This window comes from Limnobaculum xujianqingii, from assembly GCF_013394855.1.
GTDB lineage: Bacteria > Pseudomonadota > Gammaproteobacteria > Enterobacterales > Enterobacteriaceae > Limnobaculum > Limnobaculum xujianqingii.
This window is the reverse complement of sequence record NZ_JABMLK010000001.1, coordinates 952,318-970,052: the sequence shown is the minus strand read 5'-3', so window position 1 is coordinate 970,052 and position 17,735 is coordinate 952,318. Positions and strand designations below refer to the sequence as shown.

The 17,735-nt window shown below is 46.1% G+C and carries 19 protein-coding genes and 2 pseudogenes; all 21 read left to right on the top strand.

Annotated elements, in window-relative coordinates; genetic code table 11:
• Position 1 precedes the first annotated feature (1 nt).
• The 21 genes and pseudogenes from GOL65_RS04410 (at position 2) to GOL65_RS04315 (ending at position 17,718) form a co-directional block, all read left to right on the top strand.
• Positions 2-331, top strand: a complete 330-nt coding sequence (locus GOL65_RS04410; RefSeq protein WP_407657456.1) for an HNH endonuclease — start codon at positions 2-4, stop codon at positions 329-331.
• A 118-nt stretch (positions 332-449) separates the two neighbouring features.
• Complete coding sequence (locus GOL65_RS04405) at positions 450-917, top strand: phage terminase small subunit P27 family (RefSeq protein ID WP_140920896.1); 468 nt, start codon at positions 450-452, stop codon at positions 915-917.
• Entirely contained in the window at positions 871-2,613 is a 1,743-nt protein-coding gene (locus tag GOL65_RS04400; RefSeq protein WP_140920895.1) for a terminase large subunit, read from the top strand. The genes GOL65_RS04405 and GOL65_RS04400 overlap by 47 nt, the downstream gene beginning before the upstream one ends.
• Positions 2,613-3,917, top strand: coding sequence for a phage portal protein (locus GOL65_RS04395; RefSeq protein ID WP_179038169.1), 1,305 nt, complete (start codon positions 2,613-2,615; stop codon positions 3,915-3,917). Before GOL65_RS04400 ends, GOL65_RS04395 begins: the two co-directional genes overlap by 1 nt.
• A gap of 12 nt (positions 3,918-3,929) precedes the next feature.
• Entirely contained in the window at positions 3,930-4,784 is an 855-nt protein-coding gene (locus GOL65_RS04390; RefSeq protein WP_140920893.1) for a head maturation protease, ClpP-related, read from the top strand.
• 12 nt (positions 4,785-4,796) lie between these two features.
• Positions 4,797-6,008 (top strand): phage major capsid protein, encoded by a 1,212-nt coding sequence (locus tag GOL65_RS04385; RefSeq protein WP_140920892.1) that lies wholly within the window; start codon positions 4,797-4,799, stop codon positions 6,006-6,008.
• 59 nt (positions 6,009-6,067) lie between these two features.
• Positions 6,068-6,490: a hypothetical protein gene (locus GOL65_RS22150; protein WP_228723051.1), complete on the top strand. Its 423-nt coding sequence runs from the start codon at positions 6,068-6,070 to the stop codon at positions 6,488-6,490.
• The gene (locus tag GOL65_RS04375; RefSeq protein WP_140920890.1) at positions 6,490-6,816 is read left to right on the top strand and encodes a head-tail connector protein; all 327 of its coding nucleotides are present in this window, start codon (positions 6,490-6,492) and stop codon (positions 6,814-6,816) included. The genes GOL65_RS22150 and GOL65_RS04375 overlap by 1 nt, the downstream gene beginning before the upstream one ends.
• 8 nt (positions 6,817-6,824) lie before the next feature.
• On the top strand, positions 6,825-7,163 hold the full coding sequence (locus tag GOL65_RS04370; protein WP_140920889.1) for a phage head closure protein: 339 nt from the start codon (positions 6,825-6,827) through the stop codon (positions 7,161-7,163).
• On the top strand, positions 7,160-7,609 hold the full coding sequence (locus GOL65_RS04365; protein ID WP_140920888.1) for an HK97-gp10 family putative phage morphogenesis protein: 450 nt from the start codon (positions 7,160-7,162) through the stop codon (positions 7,607-7,609). Before GOL65_RS04370 ends, GOL65_RS04365 begins: the two co-directional genes overlap by 4 nt.
• Positions 7,606-7,953: a tail completion protein gp17 gene (gene gp17 / locus GOL65_RS04360; protein WP_140920887.1), complete on the top strand. Its 348-nt coding sequence runs from the start codon at positions 7,606-7,608 to the stop codon at positions 7,951-7,953. Before GOL65_RS04365 ends, gp17 begins: the two co-directional genes overlap by 4 nt.
• 59 nt (positions 7,954-8,012) lie before the next feature.
• Positions 8,013-8,450, top strand: a pseudogene (locus tag GOL65_RS04355) (phage tail protein); the annotation flags it as partial.
• Between the two features lie 31 nt (positions 8,451-8,481).
• Positions 8,482-8,853: a phage tail assembly chaperone gene (locus GOL65_RS04350; RefSeq protein ID WP_140920886.1), complete on the top strand. Its 372-nt coding sequence runs from the start codon at positions 8,482-8,484 to the stop codon at positions 8,851-8,853.
• An 11-nt stretch (positions 8,854-8,864) separates the two neighbouring features.
• Entirely contained in the window at positions 8,865-9,155 is a 291-nt protein-coding gene (locus tag GOL65_RS04345; protein WP_179038168.1) for a phage tail assembly protein T, read from the top strand.
• Positions 9,156-9,167: 12 nt separating this feature from the next.
• Positions 9,168-10,152 (top strand): annotated as a pseudogene (locus GOL65_RS22630) (tape measure protein); the annotation flags it as partial.
• A gap of 60 nt (positions 10,153-10,212) precedes the next feature.
• Positions 10,213-12,420 carry a phage tail tape measure protein gene (locus GOL65_RS04340; RefSeq protein WP_456152039.1) on the top strand — a complete coding sequence of 736 codons (2,208 nt, stop codon included), beginning with the start codon at positions 10,213-10,215 and terminating at the stop codon, positions 12,418-12,420.
• Between the two features lie 3 nt (positions 12,421-12,423).
• Complete coding sequence (locus GOL65_RS04335) at positions 12,424-13,014, top strand: hypothetical protein (protein ID WP_140920883.1); 591 nt, start codon at positions 12,424-12,426, stop codon at positions 13,012-13,014.
• On the top strand, positions 13,014-13,598 hold the full coding sequence (locus GOL65_RS04330; RefSeq protein WP_140920882.1) for a hypothetical protein: 585 nt from the start codon (positions 13,014-13,016) through the stop codon (positions 13,596-13,598). Before GOL65_RS04335 ends, GOL65_RS04330 begins: the two co-directional genes overlap by 1 nt.
• A gap of 12 nt (positions 13,599-13,610) precedes the next feature.
• On the top strand, positions 13,611-14,009 hold the full coding sequence (locus GOL65_RS04325; protein ID WP_140920881.1) for a DUF6950 family protein: 399 nt from the start codon (positions 13,611-13,613) through the stop codon (positions 14,007-14,009).
• Positions 14,009-16,723, top strand: a complete 2,715-nt coding sequence (locus GOL65_RS04320; RefSeq protein WP_140920880.1) for a phage tail tip fiber protein — start codon at positions 14,009-14,011, stop codon at positions 16,721-16,723. The genes GOL65_RS04325 and GOL65_RS04320 overlap by 1 nt, the downstream gene beginning before the upstream one ends.
• Positions 16,720-17,718: a DUF6453 family protein gene (locus GOL65_RS04315; RefSeq protein WP_179038166.1), complete on the top strand. Its 999-nt coding sequence runs from the start codon at positions 16,720-16,722 to the stop codon at positions 17,716-17,718. The genes GOL65_RS04320 and GOL65_RS04315 overlap by 4 nt, the downstream gene beginning before the upstream one ends.
• Positions 17,719-17,735: the final 17 nt, after the last annotated feature.

Here is a 17,735-nt window from a genome sequence, read left to right as displayed (position 1 = left end):
GATGAAAACAGCAAAGCCGTATGGTAGCAAGTGGCAGCAGGCCAGATTGGTATATCTGCGTGATAATCCTCTATGTGTGATGTGTTTGGATATGGGTAGATATGAACCAGCAACCGTTGTTGACCATATCATTCCACACAGAATGAAAGAAGCTACCACAGAAGACGAAATGAAGGTTGCACAGCGTCTATTTTGGAGCAGAAAGAACTGGCAAGGCTTATGTAAGCAACATCATGACTCAACAAAACAGAGGATGGAGAAGAGTGGTAAGGCAATAGGGTGCTCTGTTGACGGTTTACCGCTTGATCTAAATTCACATTGGCATAAATGAGAATGATTCTCAAATAAGGAGGGGGAGGGGAAAAAGTTCAGGAACTTAGCTTTCCTAGACCGCCCACCCTCCTTTTTGTGCACAACCGCGAAATGAAAAGATTTTTTAGGGAGGTTTTATGGCAGGACGGAGGCCCAAACCGACCCACTTGAAACTGGTCACGGGCAACCCGGGTAAGCGGAAACTTAACGACAAAGAGCCGAAACCAGCAAGAGAAATACCAAGTCCTCCGGCACATCTTACCGACTGGGGGAAAACAGCCTGGGGTCGTTTAACAGTTTTGTTAGATGGGATGGGTGTTCTTACTGTTGCTGATATTTTTGCTCTGGAACGCCTTTGTGATATTTACGCTGATATCCTTCAGCTACGGGATACGATAGCGGTAGAAGGTCGGACTTATACAACCAAAACTCAACTAGGGGATTTTCTAATTAAAGCGAATCCGGCAGTAGCTATGTTGGCAGATGCAGATCGGCGGTTTAAAAGTTATTTAGTTGAGTTTGGTTTAACACCGGCCGCTAGATCTAAGGTAAATGTAAATGGTGGAGAAGAAGAGGAAGACCCGCTCAACGCGTTCTTCGGTTGATCCTGCAACTCAATATGCTATGGATGTGACCAGCGGGAAAACATTGGCCGGTCCTGATATCCGTAATGCTTGCCGCCGCCATTTAAATGATCTGGATAATGGGCCGAAACGTGGACTTTGCTGGGATGTGGGTGCAGCACAGCGAGCTATTGATTTCTTTTCGAAAGTGCTGAAATTGAATGGTGGTGAACATGAAGGAAAACCTTTCAATTTACTGCCATGGCAATGTTTTATTGTTGGCTCGATCTTTGGTTGGAAAGCGCCTGATGGTACCCGCCGGTTTAGAATGGTCTACATCGAATCAGGCAAAGGCTCGGGAAAATCTCCATTAGCTGGTGGTATTGGACTGTATTGCCTGGTAGCGGATAAAGAGCCCAGGGCTGAAATTTATGCGGCGGCGACAAAAAAAGATCAGGCAATGATTCTGTTTCGTGATGCCGTGGCAATGGTTGATCAATCTCCGGCGTTGTCACAAAGACTGAATAAATCCGGCACTGGTCTGAATGTCTGGAATCTGGCCTTTTTGCAAACCGGTTCATTTTTTAAACCTATCAGTTCTGATGATGGGCAATCAGGACCTCGCCCACATTGTGCACTTATTGATGAAGTGCATGAGCATAAAACTAACCAGGTTGTTGAAATGATGCGCGCCGGTACTAAAGGTCGGCGTCAGGCATTAATTTTCATGATCACAAATAGCGGTCATGACAAAACATCGGTTTGTTATGACTACCATGAATATGGTCGCAAGATAGCTGAAGGAACTGCAGAGGATGATAGTTTCTTCGCTTTTATCTGTTCTTTGGATGAAGGAGACGATCCTTTTAAAGATGAATCATGTTGGGGAAAAGCTAACCCTTCTATGGGCGCCACGTTTACGGATAAGTATTTACGTGAACAGGTAACGCAGGCCAGAGGAATGCCATCAAAAGAGAGCATTGTCAGGCGGCTAAATTTCTGTCAGTGGGTAGATGCTGATAACCCTTGGATCGGTAGTGATGTATGGATGGATCGTGAGGATGACTTTGATCTTGAAGAACTTAGAGGTGAAGAGTGTTTTGCCGGGCTGGATTTATCAGGCACTCGGGATCTCACTGCATTAGCTCTGTATTTTCCAAAGCATAAAAAGCTATTGGTGGAGTTCTGGACTCCAAAAGATACGTTGTTAGAAAGGGCAAAAACGGATCGGGTTCCTTATGATGTATGGGAGCGCTCTGGATATATCCACACCACCCCAGGCAAAGCTGTGAAATATGGCTTTGTTGCTGAACGCCTGGCTGAATTATCTCTATTCTACTTTATTGTGGCCGTTGCTTTTGACCAGTATCGCATTAAGTATCTTGAACCTGAATTGGAGGAGGCTGCGGTATCTGTACCATTAATTCAGCATGGTCAGGGATTCTATAAGGCTCAGGAATCTGGCTTATGGATGCCTCATTCTATCGAACTGTTTGAGGGGTTATTGGATGATGAAGAAATCATTATTAAGACCAACCCCTGCCTGCGCTGGAATGCCGCTTCAGCAGTAACTGAGGCAGACCAAAAAGAAAACAGGATATTTGCCAAGAAGAAAAGTACCGGGCGTATTGATGGCATTGTGGCATCAGCCATGGCAATTGGTGCCGCTGAAGGATATGAACCTGATGATGGTGACCTTGATGGTTTCTTTGACGATCCAATTATAGTGGGTGTTTGATGGCTAAGAATAAACAACCTGGGCGAGTAAAAAGCGCCCTTTTAAATTGGTTAGGGGTGCCAATCAGCCTGGCTACTGGTGAGTTTTGGCAAGAATGGTTTGGTACCAGCAGTAGCGGAAAGGTGGTAACCGCTGACAAAGCAATGAAATTGTCAGCAGTATGGGCTTGTGTTCGATTACTTAGCGAATCCGTTTCTACTCTACCGCTGAAGATATATGAACGTCAGTCTGACGGTTCAAGAAAGCTGGCTCATGGTAATTCTGTATATCAAGTTTTATGCCGAAGGCCAAACCCTGAAATGACTCCATCACGCTTCATGCTGATGTTGGTGGCCAGTATATGTTTACGTGGTAATGCTTATGTCGAGCGGTTCTATATCGGCAAAAAACTGGTTTCGCTGGTTCCATTACTCCCACAGAATATGGTGGTGAAGCGCCTCGATAATGGGAGGCTGCAATATACATATACTGAGAATGGTCAAGAACGAATTGTTCCATTAGATCGCATTATGCATATTCGTGGGTTTGGTATGGATGGAGTTTGCGGAATGATTCCAACCATGGCAGGTATTGATGTGATTGGTGCAGCTATGTCTGTTGATGAAGCTGCAGCAAAAATTTTCGAAAACGGTTTACAAAGTACTGGTTTTTTATCCTCTAAAACGGCTTTAAATAAAGAACAGCGCGAACGATTACGTAAGAATCTTCAGTCATTTATTGGTTCCAAAAATGCTGGGAAATTGATGGTGCTGGAGAATGAGCTTACTTATCAAAATGTGACAATGAATCCTGAAGCCGCGCAATTACTCGAAAGCCGATCGTTTAGCATTGAAGAGATTTGTCGTTGGTTTAGAGTTCCCCCGTTTATGGTTGGGCATACGAATAAACAGAGTAGCTGGGCATCAAGTCTGGAAGGTATGAACCTGCAATTTCTTACGCATACATTGCGGCCGCTTTTGGTAAATATAGAGCAAGAAATCGCACATTGTCTTCTGGGTAATGATGATGATTTGTTCGCTGAATTTTCTGTTGAAGGATTACTCCGAACCGATAGTGCAGGGCGTTCTGCATATTATACCAGCGCGTTACAAAATGGTTGGATGTCTCGTAATGATGTTCGCCGTTTGGAGAATATGCCACCAATACCAGGTGGTGATATTTATACAGTCCAGCTTAACCTGACTCCACTGGAAGACCTGAAACAGAATAATCTTGATGCTCAGGTCAGTAACATTACCAAACTGCATAATTATTTGTTCCCTGACATTCCACTTGAACAATCTCCGCTAAAACAAGCAGCGTAGGAGCTTTACCCCATGACAAGAAAACAACTACCGGCGGCTCCGGCGGGTCACCCCTGCGCGGGGATTTCCTGTGAACCACCCCCATCAGCATTGGAGCGTTGGAACGGCGGTATCCGCGCTGCAGACAGTAATGATAATACTATCTCGGTCTTTGATGTTATTGGACACGATTATTGGGGGGATGGCGTTACTGCAAAACGAATTGCCGGGGCATTACGTTCAATGAATGGTGCTGATGTCACTGTCAATATTAATTCACCTGGTGGCGATATGTTCGAAGGGTTAGCCATTTATAACCTTCTTCGTGAGTATCAGGGAAAGGTTACCGTGAAAGTGCTGGGTATTGCAGCCAGTGCAGCATCAGTAATTGCGATGGCAGGTGATGAAGTTCAGATCGGGCGTGGCGCTTTTTTGATGATCCATAACTGTTGGGTTGTTGCCATGGGAAATCGCCATGATTTTGCCGGTGTGGCTGAGTCACTTGAGCCATTCGATAATGCGATGGCTGATATTTATGCAGCTCGTTCAGGTCTGGATATCAAAACGATTCATGACTTGATGGATGCGGAAAGTTATATCGGCGGCAGTGATGCAGTAGAAAAAGGTCTGGCTGACAGTTTGTTATCAGCTGATGCTGTATCTCAAGATGATGATTCTCCATCGGCAGCATTGCGAAAACTTGATGCGTTGCTTGCTAAGACAAATACACCACGCTCTGAGCGTCGAAAATTAATTAAAGCCGTAACCGGCAGTATGTCTGGCGCTACTGCTAATTCTACCGGTATGCCGTGCGCTACCAATATAACCCCCAAAACTTTAGCTGATCTCGGTGCTGCATTAAGTGGCATGGTAGCGGCTGCTCAATAATCTGGAGACATTATGTCTGAAGTAAATGATGTTCTGAAAAAAGTTACGGCCTCAATTGAAGAGGCTACCAGTAAATTCAATGCAAAAGCAGAAGAAGCTTTGACCGAAGCGAAGAAACACGGCCAACTTTCTGCAGAAACAAAAGATACCGTGGATAAGATGGCAGTAGAGTTGAATGCTCTGAAAGATGCTGAAAAAACTCTAAAAGCCAGCTTGGGCGAACTTGAACAGCACGTCGCACAGATGCCGCTGGCAAATGCGAAGACGGTTATTGAAACCGTTGGTCATCAGGTTATTTCAGCAGAAGCGCTGAAAGTTTTTGCAGGTAGTGTGGAGGGTGGAAAGCGGGTCAGTATTCCAGTAAAAGCGGCTTTATTATCCACCGATGTTGCTGATGGAGTTGTTGAGCATCAACGGTTGCCGGGTATTGACTCAGCCCCTAAACAACGTCTTTTCATTCGTGATCTGATCGCACCTGGGCGCACCGGTTCTCCTGCAATTTTTTGGGTGCAACAGACCGGTTTTACTAACAATGCAGCAGTCGTGCCAGAAGGAACAACTAAACCATACAGTGATATTCAATTTACAACCAAAATTACACCAGTCACCACTGTTGCTCATATGTTCAAAGCATCAAAGCAAATATTGGATGATTTTGCTCAGTTGCAATCTACAGTAGATGCAGAAATGCGCTACGGCCTGAAATATGTTGAAGAACAGGAAATTCTGTTTGGTGATGGTACTGGTGTTCATTTGCATGGAATCATTCCCCAAGCATCAACTTACAGTCCCTCTTTTGCGGTAGAGAAACAAAACGGTATTGATGATCTACGGCTGGCTATGTTACAGGCTCAACTGGCTAGATTCCCATCTTCTGGGCATGTTCTGCATTTTATTGATTGGGCCAAAATTGAGTTAACCAAGGATTCGTTGGGGCGTTATATCCTTGCAAATCCATCTTCTTTAGCAGGGCCAACATTATGGGGATTATCTGTAGTAGCAACAGAGGCTCCCGCTTTTCAGGGTAAATTCCTTACTGGTGCCTTCAATGCAGCGGCTCAAATCTTCGATCGCGAAGAGGCCAACGTGGTTATTTCAACAGAAAACGCCGACGATTTTGAGAAAAATATGATTTCAATTCGTTGTGAAGAACGTTTGGCTTTAGCGGTTAAGCGTCCAGAAGCATTCATTTATGGTTCGTTTACTGCTCCTTCTGGTGGCTGAGTATAAGCCTGATATTAATTAGCGGTCTATATGACCGCTTTTTTTTTGGAAATAAACCAATGAAATTAATTGCAATTAAGCCAATTTATGTTGGTAGTGCTGTTGTAGTTGAAGGTAGTGAGTTTGAAACGTTGGAACAACATGGTCGAGAACTGATTAAAAAAGGTTATGCCAAAGGTATCGATGGCGATAATCCTGCAGAGCAGCAAGAGCAGCAAGAGCAGCAAGAGCAGCAAGAGCAGCAAGAGCAGCAAGAGCAGCAAGAGCAGCAAGAGCAGCAAGAGCAGCAAGAGCAGCAAGAGCAGCAAGAGCAGCAAGAGCAGCAAGAGCAGCAAGAGCAGCAAGAGCAGCAAGAGCAGCAAGAGCAGCAAGAGCAGCAAGAGCAGCAAGAGCAGCAAGAGCAGCAAGAGCAGCAAGAGCAGCAAGAGCAGCAAGAGCAGCAAGAGCAGCAAGAGCAGCCATCTAAAAAGGGTAAAAAGTAATGTTACAGCTTGATATTGTTAAGCAACATTGCCGCATTGAACTCGATTTTTTAGAAGATGATCAGCTAATTAGTACCTATATAGGTGCCGCGTATCAGCATGTTCAGCAATGGACTCGCCGTAAGTTATATTCCACACCAGAAGATTTGGAGGAAGCTGAAGATCCTGATGGACTGGTACTAACGGATGATGTGAAGGCGGCCATGCTTCTATATATAGGTCACCTATACGAAAACAGAGAGGCTGTTATTGTTGGCAGTACCCCTGTAAAACTGCCGTTAGCTGTAGACGCATTGCTTCAGCCATATCGAATTTATGGATTATAGGAGTAATCATGCAATCCGGTCGTTTACGAGATCGCATTTCTATCCAGAACTTCACGACCAGTCGCGAAGATGATGGACAAGAAATTGAGGATTGGAAAGACAGCCCTCCTGCATGGGCCGAAGTAAGGGGAATTAGTAGTAGGGACCTTATTGCATCTGGTGCGGAAATGGCTGAGGCAACAATACGAGTCTGGATGCGTTATCGTCATGATGTGAAAGCATCATCCAGGCTATTGTGTCTCACAGGTCCTTTTCGCGGTTCAGTGTTGGATATCGTTGGGCAACCTATTCCTAATAAGAAAGGATCGCATCTCGAAATTCTTTGCAAACAGGGGGTAAAACGGTGATTGATATTAATCTTGATTTCTCTGCTCTGAATGATATAGCAAAAGATCTGGAGTTATTAAGCCGGGCTGAAAATAACAAAGTGTTGCGTGATGCCACTCGAGCTGGTGCGGAAGTCTTTAAAAATGAGGTTCAGCGAAGAGCCCCGGAGAAGACAGGTAGGCTGAAACGAAATGTTGTTGTTGTGACACAGAAAGGCAAGCAGCGCGGAGAAATATCATCCGGTATCCATATTCGGGGAACCAATTCGAAGGGGAATAACAGTAATAGCAAGGTGAAGGCTAATAGCCCAAGCAATGCCTACTACTGGCGATTTGTTGAATTGGGTACTGTGAAAATGGCACCTATTCCGTTTATTCGCCCATCGTTTGACGCCAAGGAACAGGAAGCCACAGACGCGACTATGCGCCGAATGAATCAGGCGATTGATGAGGTTCTGAGCAAATGACAGAAGCTGATGTGTATTCACGAATTGCCGACTTAGCCGATCAAAAAGTTTATCCATATGTGGTGAAACTTAATGCAGCCGGTGAGCCAGCGGTATCACCACCCTGGGTCATTTTCTCTATTATTTCGCAGAATCCTGCTGATGTTCTATGTGGAACGGCTGAGGAATGGAATTCACTTCAAATAGATGTTTATTCAAATAAGTTAGCAGAATCAAGGGCGATAAGGGCAAAGGTTATTAAGGCGCTATCCTCTCTGTCACTTACAGATCAGCAGCTTCTTCAAGGGTACGATTCTGAAACTGGACTCTATCGGGCAACACTCGATACTCGAATAATCGATTAACCATCCCTATTTTCAACTATGCCCGCCACCTGAGCGGGTTTTTTTATTATGGAGGCTATATGGCCGCACTTTTTGAAAAATCCCAGGGTACACAAATTCTTGTTTCTTCTGCTCCGGCAACCAAAGACACAATGGAAACAGCTACCTATCTACCCTTACAGTGTGCGTTAAAACAAGCCAGTTTCACCGCCGGGCAGAAACAGGATATTGATGTTACAACGTTGTGTTCTGAAGAACAGGAAAACATTAACGGTCTGGCTGCGGCTTCTGAAGTTAGCCTGTCCGGTAACTTTTTCCGTAATGCCGCACAGGATGTTTTACGCACCGCATATGACACTGATGGCGTTTATGCTTTCAAAATCGTTTTTCCATCTGGTAATGGCTATAACTTTCTCGCTGAAGTTCGTCAGCATACCTGGGATACTCAATCAAATGGTGTTGTCGCGGCAACATTCTCTCTTCGTCTGAAAGGGAAGCCGGTTGAAATTAATGCCCCGGAAGATACTGGCGGAGGGGAATAATTAACCTATGGCAAAGAAATCACTTAAATCATTGGCGTTATCTCCGTTGTCGGGTTTTCGTCATATGGAAACGGACGTTCCTGAATGGGAAGGCGCGAAAGTCATTTTACGAGAGCCGTCAGGTGAAGCCTGGTTGCGTTGGCGTGAAATTGTCAAAGAGGAAGGCGAGGATAAGTTATCCCTGCCTGAAAAGGCGCTTCGTGATGTTCGCGCTGACGTGACATTGTTTGTTGATGTTCTGTGTGATGAACGTTATCAACGAGTCTTCACTGTTGAAGATACCGAAGAAGTGGTGGCCCATTACGGACCAGTACATTCCCGTTTGTTAAAACAGGCACTTGAGTTGATTACCAGTGCTGATGCCATTAAAAAAAAGTAGCCAGTCCTGGGATGCAGTTTCTGATGATGTTAGCTCTTCGAATGGGGCGAACATTATCAGAGCTGCGCCAGCACATGAGTGCAAATGAACTCATGATGTGGGCTGAGTACGACCGAATATCTCCGATAGGTGATGTTCGTGGGGATTATCAGGCTGCACAGATAGTCTCTGCGCTGTACCGCTCTCAGGGGAAAGATGTCTCAATTCAGGATGCAATCTTACGTTGGCAATCAGAGATTGATGGTAATCAAACAGATCCGTTAGCCGGTCTTGAAGCAGCATTTAAGCAGGCAGCAAAATAAACAGGGTGAATGATGGCCACTTTACGTGAACTCATTATTAAAATTTCAGCAAACTCTCAATCTTTTCAGTCTGAGATTGCCCGTGCCTCACGTATGGGGAGCGATTATTATCGCACCATGCAACGTGGTGGGCAGCCAGGCTGCTGCGGCTTCAAGAGATTCACAACTGGCGTTATCCTCTGTTACAGCCCAATTATCAGAAGCTAAAAACATGGCGCTGGGAATGGCAGGGGCGTTTGCAGGTGCATTTGCAACACGGAATCTGATTCAACTTGCTGATTCATATAATTCTCTTTCTGCCAGAATTAAACTTGCCACAACGGATGCCGGAGACTTTTCCAATGCACAATCCGGACTAATGGAAATCAGTCAGCGAACCGGATCGGCGCTTGCAGATAATGCGGCATTATTTTCAAGAACATCAGCCTCTCTTCGTGAATGGGGCTATGGTACCCAGGATATACTGAAACTCACTGATGCGTTATCGACAGGGTTGCAGGTATCAGGAGCAACAGCGCAGGAAACATCTTCTGCAATTACTCAATTATCCCAGGCTCTTGGTCGTGGTGTTCTTCGGGGGCAGGATTTTAACTCTGTAGCTCAGTCCAGCCCAAGATTGATGAAAGCATTAGCTGATGGGATGGGAGTTGCTCAGAAAGATCTGAAAGGTCTGGCTGATGCTGGGGCGTTAACCACTGATAAAATTGTACCTGCATTGATCGGTCAGGTCGGAAAACTTCGGTCTGAATTTGAGTCTATGCCAAATAGTGTTAGTGCCGCTTCAACTCGAATAGCCAATGCGTTCCTTGAATGGGTTGGGGGTGCTAATCAGGCCAGTGGAGCTACTGCGGGCATCTCTGGTGTTCTGGATGGTGTTGCTAAAAATATTGATAGTGTAGCGTTGGCAGGCGGCGTATTGGTCAGTGTTGGTTTGGCTCGTGCTGTTGGTGGTTGGGCTTCCAGTCTGGCTGGATCAACCAGGCAGTTAATTTCATCCACTCAGAGTCAACTTGCGCTTGCAGCAGCACAAAGAGAGGGGTTAACAACTTCACTTTCTTTGATTAATGCGGAACGTGCCGGAGCTGTTGCCGCACAGAAATCATTAGTTGCTCAATTGAGTTTGGCACAAACAGAGCAGGCGAGAGCTGTCATTCGTCGACAATTAGCCGCTAATTCCGCTGAAGTTATAAGGTTAACCCGTGCTGAAGCGGCGGCAACGGCACAATTGTCAGCAGTTCAAAGCCGGCTTGCTGTTACATCTGGTTTAGCCAGTAAGGCGTTAGGATTACTTGGCGGTCCGGTTGGGGCCGCTATGCTTGCCGCCGGTGCAATATTCTATTTTCATCAAAAATCAGAGCAAGCCAGAGAATCTGCTATTGCATTTGCCGATTCTCTGGGAGATTTAGAAAAATCACTTAATAGCATGAGTGAGGCCCAGTTACGGGCTAATAAGGCAAAGCTACTTGATTCAGAGGATGCGCAATATGATTCTATGGATAGGAAGCGAGCTGAATTAGAGAGAATCAGGGCAGCACTTGAGAAATATAAAGCAGGACAGGTTGGATATGGCGATGTTTCCTCTCTTTATATTCGATGGTTGGGGTCTGAAGAGGAGTTATTGCGTCGTAAATCAGTTCTTCTTGGTGAGCTTGAACTTGATCAGAAACGGTTAAATCAGACTCAGGAAACCAGCGCTAATGTTAGCGGTATACTGACTGATAAATTCTCTTGGATGGCTAAAACAGTTGAAGCATTAACAGGAGCAATTGAAAGTGCTTCACCCGCTACAGCTGAGATAACCAAAGATTTTGAAGGATTTGGAAAGGCTGCTGATTCACTGGCGCTACAGTTGGATGTTTCTCGATTAAATGCCGCCGGAGCCGCAAGAGAAGCCTATATTCTTGCCGGACTGCAAAAGGTTGCCGGTGATGCTGCATTAAAACATAAAGATGATTTGCTTGCCTTGGCTAAAGGTCAGGTTATGTCAGGGGCGATTAGTGAGGAGCTTGCCCTTAGGCTCACTGATTACGCCGCCAAACTAGGGCAGGTTTTTGATGATGGTAAGCAGACAAAAGCGTTAACTGCATCTCATAAAGCCGCTAATGGAATAGCTCAGTCTTATCAGCGGCAACTGGAAAGCCTTGACCAACAAATTGCATTATTTGGGCAGACAACTGAAGTGGCCAAACAACGTTATCAGCTTGCCCATGGTGAACTGAAAAGCCTGGATGCGGCAAAAAAAGCGGCAATAGAGCAAAGAGCGATCGAGATAGATCGGCTTAATGCTAAAAAGGCTTATCAGGACACAATGTCCGATCTGCAAACCGCAGAAGAAAAAGCATTATCAACAGTAAAGGAGCGCCTTAAGACGATCCGTGATGCTAAATTGTCGGCAGATGAATTAGCGGTTGCTATTGAAAAAGCATCAAAAGCCAGTATAACCGAGGCACCGAAATTTGGTGGTGTGGATGCATCTATCGGAGGGGCCTCAGGTGAACTGATACGTGTTGCTGATGCAGAAGAAGAGCTTCAGAAATGGAATGAGAAACAGCTTGAGATGCAAAAGCAACTGCTCGATGAGAAAGAAATCAATGAGCGAACTTATGCTGACCGGGTAGCGGAGATTAATCAACAAAATTCAGAGCGTCTTGAGAAGATACAGTCTTCATACAGAACGGCAACGTTAAGTATGTTTTCTTCGCTGACTGGAGATGCTGCGGCATTAATGGAAGCGATGGGACAGAAAGGAAGTGCTGTTTATAAAGCTATGTTTTTGGCCAGTAAGGCGGCTTCCATTGCACAGGCTATCATCAACACAGAAGAAGCAGCAACAAAAGCCATGGCACAAGGCGGAATGTTTATGGGTGTCCCCATGGCGTCTGTTATTCGCGGAGTTGGCTACACCTCGGTGGCATTAATGGCATCGACCACACTGGCTGGTATGGCACATGATGGTATTGATAATGTCCCCAGAGAAGGTACGTGGTTACTTGATCGGGGGGAACGGGTTGTTGATGCCAGAACGAATGCTGATCTGAAAGATTTTCTGGCCTCAGGTAACTCTACCGATCCTTTGGCGGGTAATTCGTCTCCGGTCGTCATTCATCAACATATTACTGTTCAGGGAAACGGTGATGCAGCCCTGATGGCGGCGATGCGTGAAGCGGCATCGGAAGGTGCCAAAAATGGCGCGGCACTGGCACGGCAGGAAATGTTAAACGATTTCCAGACCAGAGGACAGGGGAGAAAACTGCTTGGAGTATGATGAATGAATATTATTGATTGGCCTGATATATGCCCGTCATCATTGACATGGCAACTTGAAAGCAATAGCAAATCCTTCCGCTCCCCCTTTAATGGTACAACACAGACAGTTCGGTATCCTGGCTCTCGCTGGCGCTGTTCGTTAACCGTAAATAATCTGCGTGACGATGATGCCAGAAAGATTGACGCCTTGATCGCTGCGCTGGATGGCGAATATGGGCGCGTGCGTTTACGGGATTATGGCCGGGGTGGCAGAGTAGCGAACGGCTCTCCTGTCGTCGCGGTGAATGGGCAAACCGGAGGACATCTTATAACTTCTGGCTGGGTGCCGAGTATGCTGGTATTGAAAATTGGGGATTATATTACGGTAAATGATGAACTGAAAATCATAACCGAAGACATCAGCAGCAGCGTAACCGGCAATGCTGAATTGGTGTTTTCGCCTGTTCTAAGGACCTCTCCGCCAATGGGTTTCAAGATAGAAACACAGAATCCGTCCGGTATTTTCAAACTACGGGATAACAATCAAGGCGTAAGTAACCGGGTTCCTGGGGTTTTTAGCAGTTATGTCATTGAGTTTGAGGAAGCATTCTAATGTTTTATTCACCTTTTTCTGAATCAGTTTCTGAACTGCTTATGCAAGGGCGTGTCAGTGTAGGACTGGCGGCACAGATCCATTTCGATAGCGGTACTGTATACGTCCATTCTGGAACGGGACCAATTGTGTTAGATGGTTACGTCTATTACGGGATGGGGCGACTTGGCTCAGTAGACGATGCAGGGGAGTCACACACAACCAGCGCATCACAGCTGAAACTGACCTTGTCTGGGCTGGATGTATCACTCCTGGCTTCCACGCTCAATGAAAACTGCGTGGGGCGGGAAGCTGCCATTTATCTACTGGTCTTTAATGAAAACGATCAGGTGGTGGCAAATAACCTTCTTTTTAAAGGGAAGGTTTCAGCAACGGGCGCTACTGCTGGCGATACAAATGCACTCCAGTACACGCTATCGAACGTATTTGAAGACTGGCAGCGCCCTTGGTCAGATCGCTTTACAGATGAGTCCCACAAAGCGAATTTTCCGGACGATCGTATTTTTCGTTATGTGGCACAGATGGCGGAGCGTTCAATTTACTGGGGTAGTAAGAAGGATGCACCAGGATTCACATACTCGTAAGGAGTTCATCAGGTGAAATATCCAGACTGGCAGGAACGATTGGTAAGAACACTACAGGCCGCGAAAATGCGGCCTTTTTCATGGGGTGAACATGACTGTGCACTGTTTGCTGCTGATTGTGTACAAGCTATGTGCGGTGAGGATTTCGCCGCTGTTTATAGAGGAACTTATGATAGCAGGATCGGTGCTAAAAAGGCGCTGTTAAAACATCATGGAACACTGGAAAACGCCCTGTGTGCATGTATGGATCAAGTCCCGATTAAGTTACTACAACGTGGCGATGTAGCGGTAATGAATAACGGCGGAAATCGTTGCGCCGGTATAGTCTGGAGTAACGGTGTGTATTGCGCAGGAGATACGGGGCTGGTGCTGTTGCGCGATCGTCCGCTGAGTGTCTGGAGGGTTCGCTAATGCCGGCTGCTATTCCAATTGTTGCTGCGGTTGCTGCTGGTGCAGCGGCTGCGGCAGAAATGTACGCGGTAGCTGCGGTTATCACGATAGCCAGCGCGGTTGCCTCCATGGCATTAACCAAGAAGGCTGGCGTAAATAGTTATCGCGATCAGTCAGAGCGTAAACAGGTCATGCGGGCTGCCGCCAGTCCAAAGACCGTGGTGTATGGGGAGACTGAAACGGCAGGCACGCTCTTTTTTGCTGAGGAAGGTCCAGGTAATCAGGAGAATGGTGAAAGGTTGTTTATGGGTATCACCCTGGCTGGCCATAAACTGAGTTCCATCGGGAATGTTTATCTGGCTGACGATGTGATCGGTACCTACGGTGAGCACGCCGAATATGAGTTTCATAATGATCGTTCCTCTGCAGATCCCTATCTGCTGACCAATGCACCGAGCTGGAAAGATGACATGATAGGCAGGGGTGTGGCGTGGCTTCGTATTACCCTCAAATTTGATGCGGAAAAGTTTCCATCAGGCATTCCTAACGTTAAGGTATTAAAGCGTGGCTGGGCGGTGTATGACCCCCGTACCGGCGAAACGAAGTACAGCAATAACGCGGCGCTGATTATTCTGCACTTTTATCGTCATTACCTGAAAGTACCGGACAGTGAAATTCTCTGGGATCAGTTCCAGATGGCCGCCAATATCTGTGATGAGTTGGTTGTCCGTAGTGACGGGTTGAGAGAGCCGCGTTATACGATAAACGGAGAGTGGGATTTAAGCGAGAATAAGTCAGCGGTGCTGGATGAATTACTGGCCTCCTGCTCAGGAGATCCAACGTTCATTGGTGGGCGTCATGGTTTGTTGGTGGGGGCTTATTATGGCCCGGCAACAGAGATTATTGATGAAGGACAGCTTGCCGGTGATATAGAGATCATGCCGGAAGTAGCCCAGCGAGAACGCGTCAACACGATTAAAGGGACGTTTATCGATCCGCTTCAGCGATTCAGTGAGGCGGATTTTCCTCCTGTACGCGTTACTCCATGGATTGAGGAAGATGGTATAGAAATCTCGCAGGACATGAAACTGCGGTTTGTTACCTCAGAATATCAGGCGCAGCGTCTGGCTGATATTAAGCTAAAGCGCACCCGATCTGCCCGTACGATGAATCTTTCCTTGAATCTTAGCGGTTTTCGTTACCGCCCCGGTATGTACGTCATGGTTAATCTGCCGACGCTGGGGATTAATATGGTAGAAATGCGCGTGACTGACTGGAAGTTCGGGATACAGAATGGTGTGACGCTAACGCTCAAACAAGAAAGTGCAGAGGTCTGGAATGATGCGATAGGGCAACCGCTGGAACGACCTCCTCTGACCGAGCTACCTTCTGGTGGAGTGGCACAACCACAGTCACTGGTGTATCAGGTCGAAGAGATAGGCGAGGTGGTGCAAGGAATTCTGTCCTGGAACAATATTGGTACCGTAGCCTATAACCAGGTGGTTTTGCGCCAGAATGGTGTGGTTGTACTATCAATTCAGGTGCCAGGCTCATTAACCCGGCTTACCGGTCTGATACGTGGTGCCTACACGGCTCATGTTACCGCCGTCAACTTTATGGGGGCACGTTCGCCGGAAGCCTGGCTGGAGTTCGTTATTGATGCGCCGGACACGCCATCGTCAGTCAGGGTGGAGCTGGGATATTTTTCTATTACCCTGTTTCCGGTGCTATCGCAGCTAACTAATGTTTCCACCCAGTTTGATTTTTGGACATCATGGGAAATACCATTACCTGATACATCAACCTATACCGTGGAAACGCAAGCCAGTCGAATGGGTGTTGGCAGCAACTGGTCGTCACACAGCCTTAAAAATGACCACACCTATTACTGGTATGTCCGTTCGATTAACGCATTTGGTGCATCAGCCTTTATTGAAGTGGCGGCATTATGCCAGATGGATACCGGACAGCTGATTGATTATCTCGATGAGGCAATAAGAGGCTCAGGCGCTTTTGATAATCTTCAGAACGGTGTTGATATGAATCTGGAGGGGCAGCTACATAATGCTTTGGCTAATAACGCCACTGCTGAACATCAATGGAAACAACAGGGTGAAGTCAGGGCGGACATACTTATTATTAAAACCACGGTAGCCGATGTTGATCGTGGTCTGGCAGAGTTGTCAACGCAGGTTCAGGCAGAGATTGGCGATCTGACTTCTGCTGTTAGTGAAAAGTTGACGGCAGAGGTAAAAAGCGATGGTACGGCATCTGCTTTCTACACACTGAATCTTGGTATCAGGCGCGACGGACAATTTCATAATACGGGGTTTGCTATGGGTATAGAGCCTAATGGCAATGGAGGTTATAAATCAACGACCGTTTTTGCTGCAGATCAGTTTGGTATTTATTCTGGGAATAATCCGGGAAATTATCAGGCGGCGTTCTTTGTCAATAATGGACAAGTCTTTATCAATACTGCCTTTATTCAGGATGCTTCCATTACCTCTGCCAAGATTAAAGATGCGTCAATTGGCAGTGGTAAAATCTCTAACTACCTTCAATCTGATAATTATGTCTCTGGCTCAGTGGGCATGCGACTCGGATTCAGGGATGGCACTTTTGAAATAAACGGCTCAACTCCTGGACAAGGAAGAACTGTATCTGACAATACAGGCATTGCTGCTTATGACAGTAGTGGCCTACGTAGAGTTAAGGTAGGTAAAATACGATGAATGAATACGGTTTATCGATATTGCCTGACGTAACGGGTAAGGAAGTTGAAATCACTTCCGGCTCACGCGCAATGAGTTATCTTGGATATTATCAAACAGAGGTTGGCGGCAATAATTATATAACCGTAACCGTTCCAAATAAGACACCGGGTTCAACGTTGTATATTGTTCCTGTGAGAATGGGGGCGATGGTGCTGGGTGGGACTGGTAATGTAACCAGCGCCATTATTGTCGATAATATCTCTATAAATAATAATGTTATCACTCTACATATCAACGAATATTATCGATACATTTATCCCAGCTTCGCAGTGTTTGAAATACTCGGCGCTGGTGATACAGCAGAAAGTTATGGCATAGCCTTATCTGATGCAACTAATTACCTTGAGATTAGTGATGTGTCTAAAGCTGGGTGCTGTGTCTGGAGCGGAAATGTTACTATTAACGGCTCCTGGAGCATTCCAACAACAATACCCGGCAGGCAGAATGCCGTTGTTTTTGCTAACTGGAGTTCACCGGATGCGGCTTTAATGTTTGATGATTCAACTAAAACAATAAGCTGTTATCAGGTCGTGGGTGATGGAAACATTCAACCGGCAACAGTAAATGCCAATATTGCCATTTTCTCTTCTGATTTTAATCTTGAACTTCCTGAATACGGATTAGCTATCTGGAATGCCAATGGTGTTTGTACTTTCTCATCTAAATATGCGCCGATGCTTTTGGCTGGAACAATATCATTAAACACCAATCCCGGAACGTGGGCTTATTGCCCGGTAACTAAACCAATGATCCCGGTTGGTGGTGTTGGTGCAATGAAAGTCTGGTCGTCGGGAGGCCGTGCCGGTTGGAGTGAATGTGGTGTCAAAATGTCAGGTAATGCCATAACCGGAGCTGCGGGGCGATATATGAACAGTGTTACTGATTCGAATATGAATCGTTCCTTGGTTTCACCTGTTAGCTTCCCCGTTCTTGATGCTACCAACTATTTTTAATAGTTCATCTATCGTCA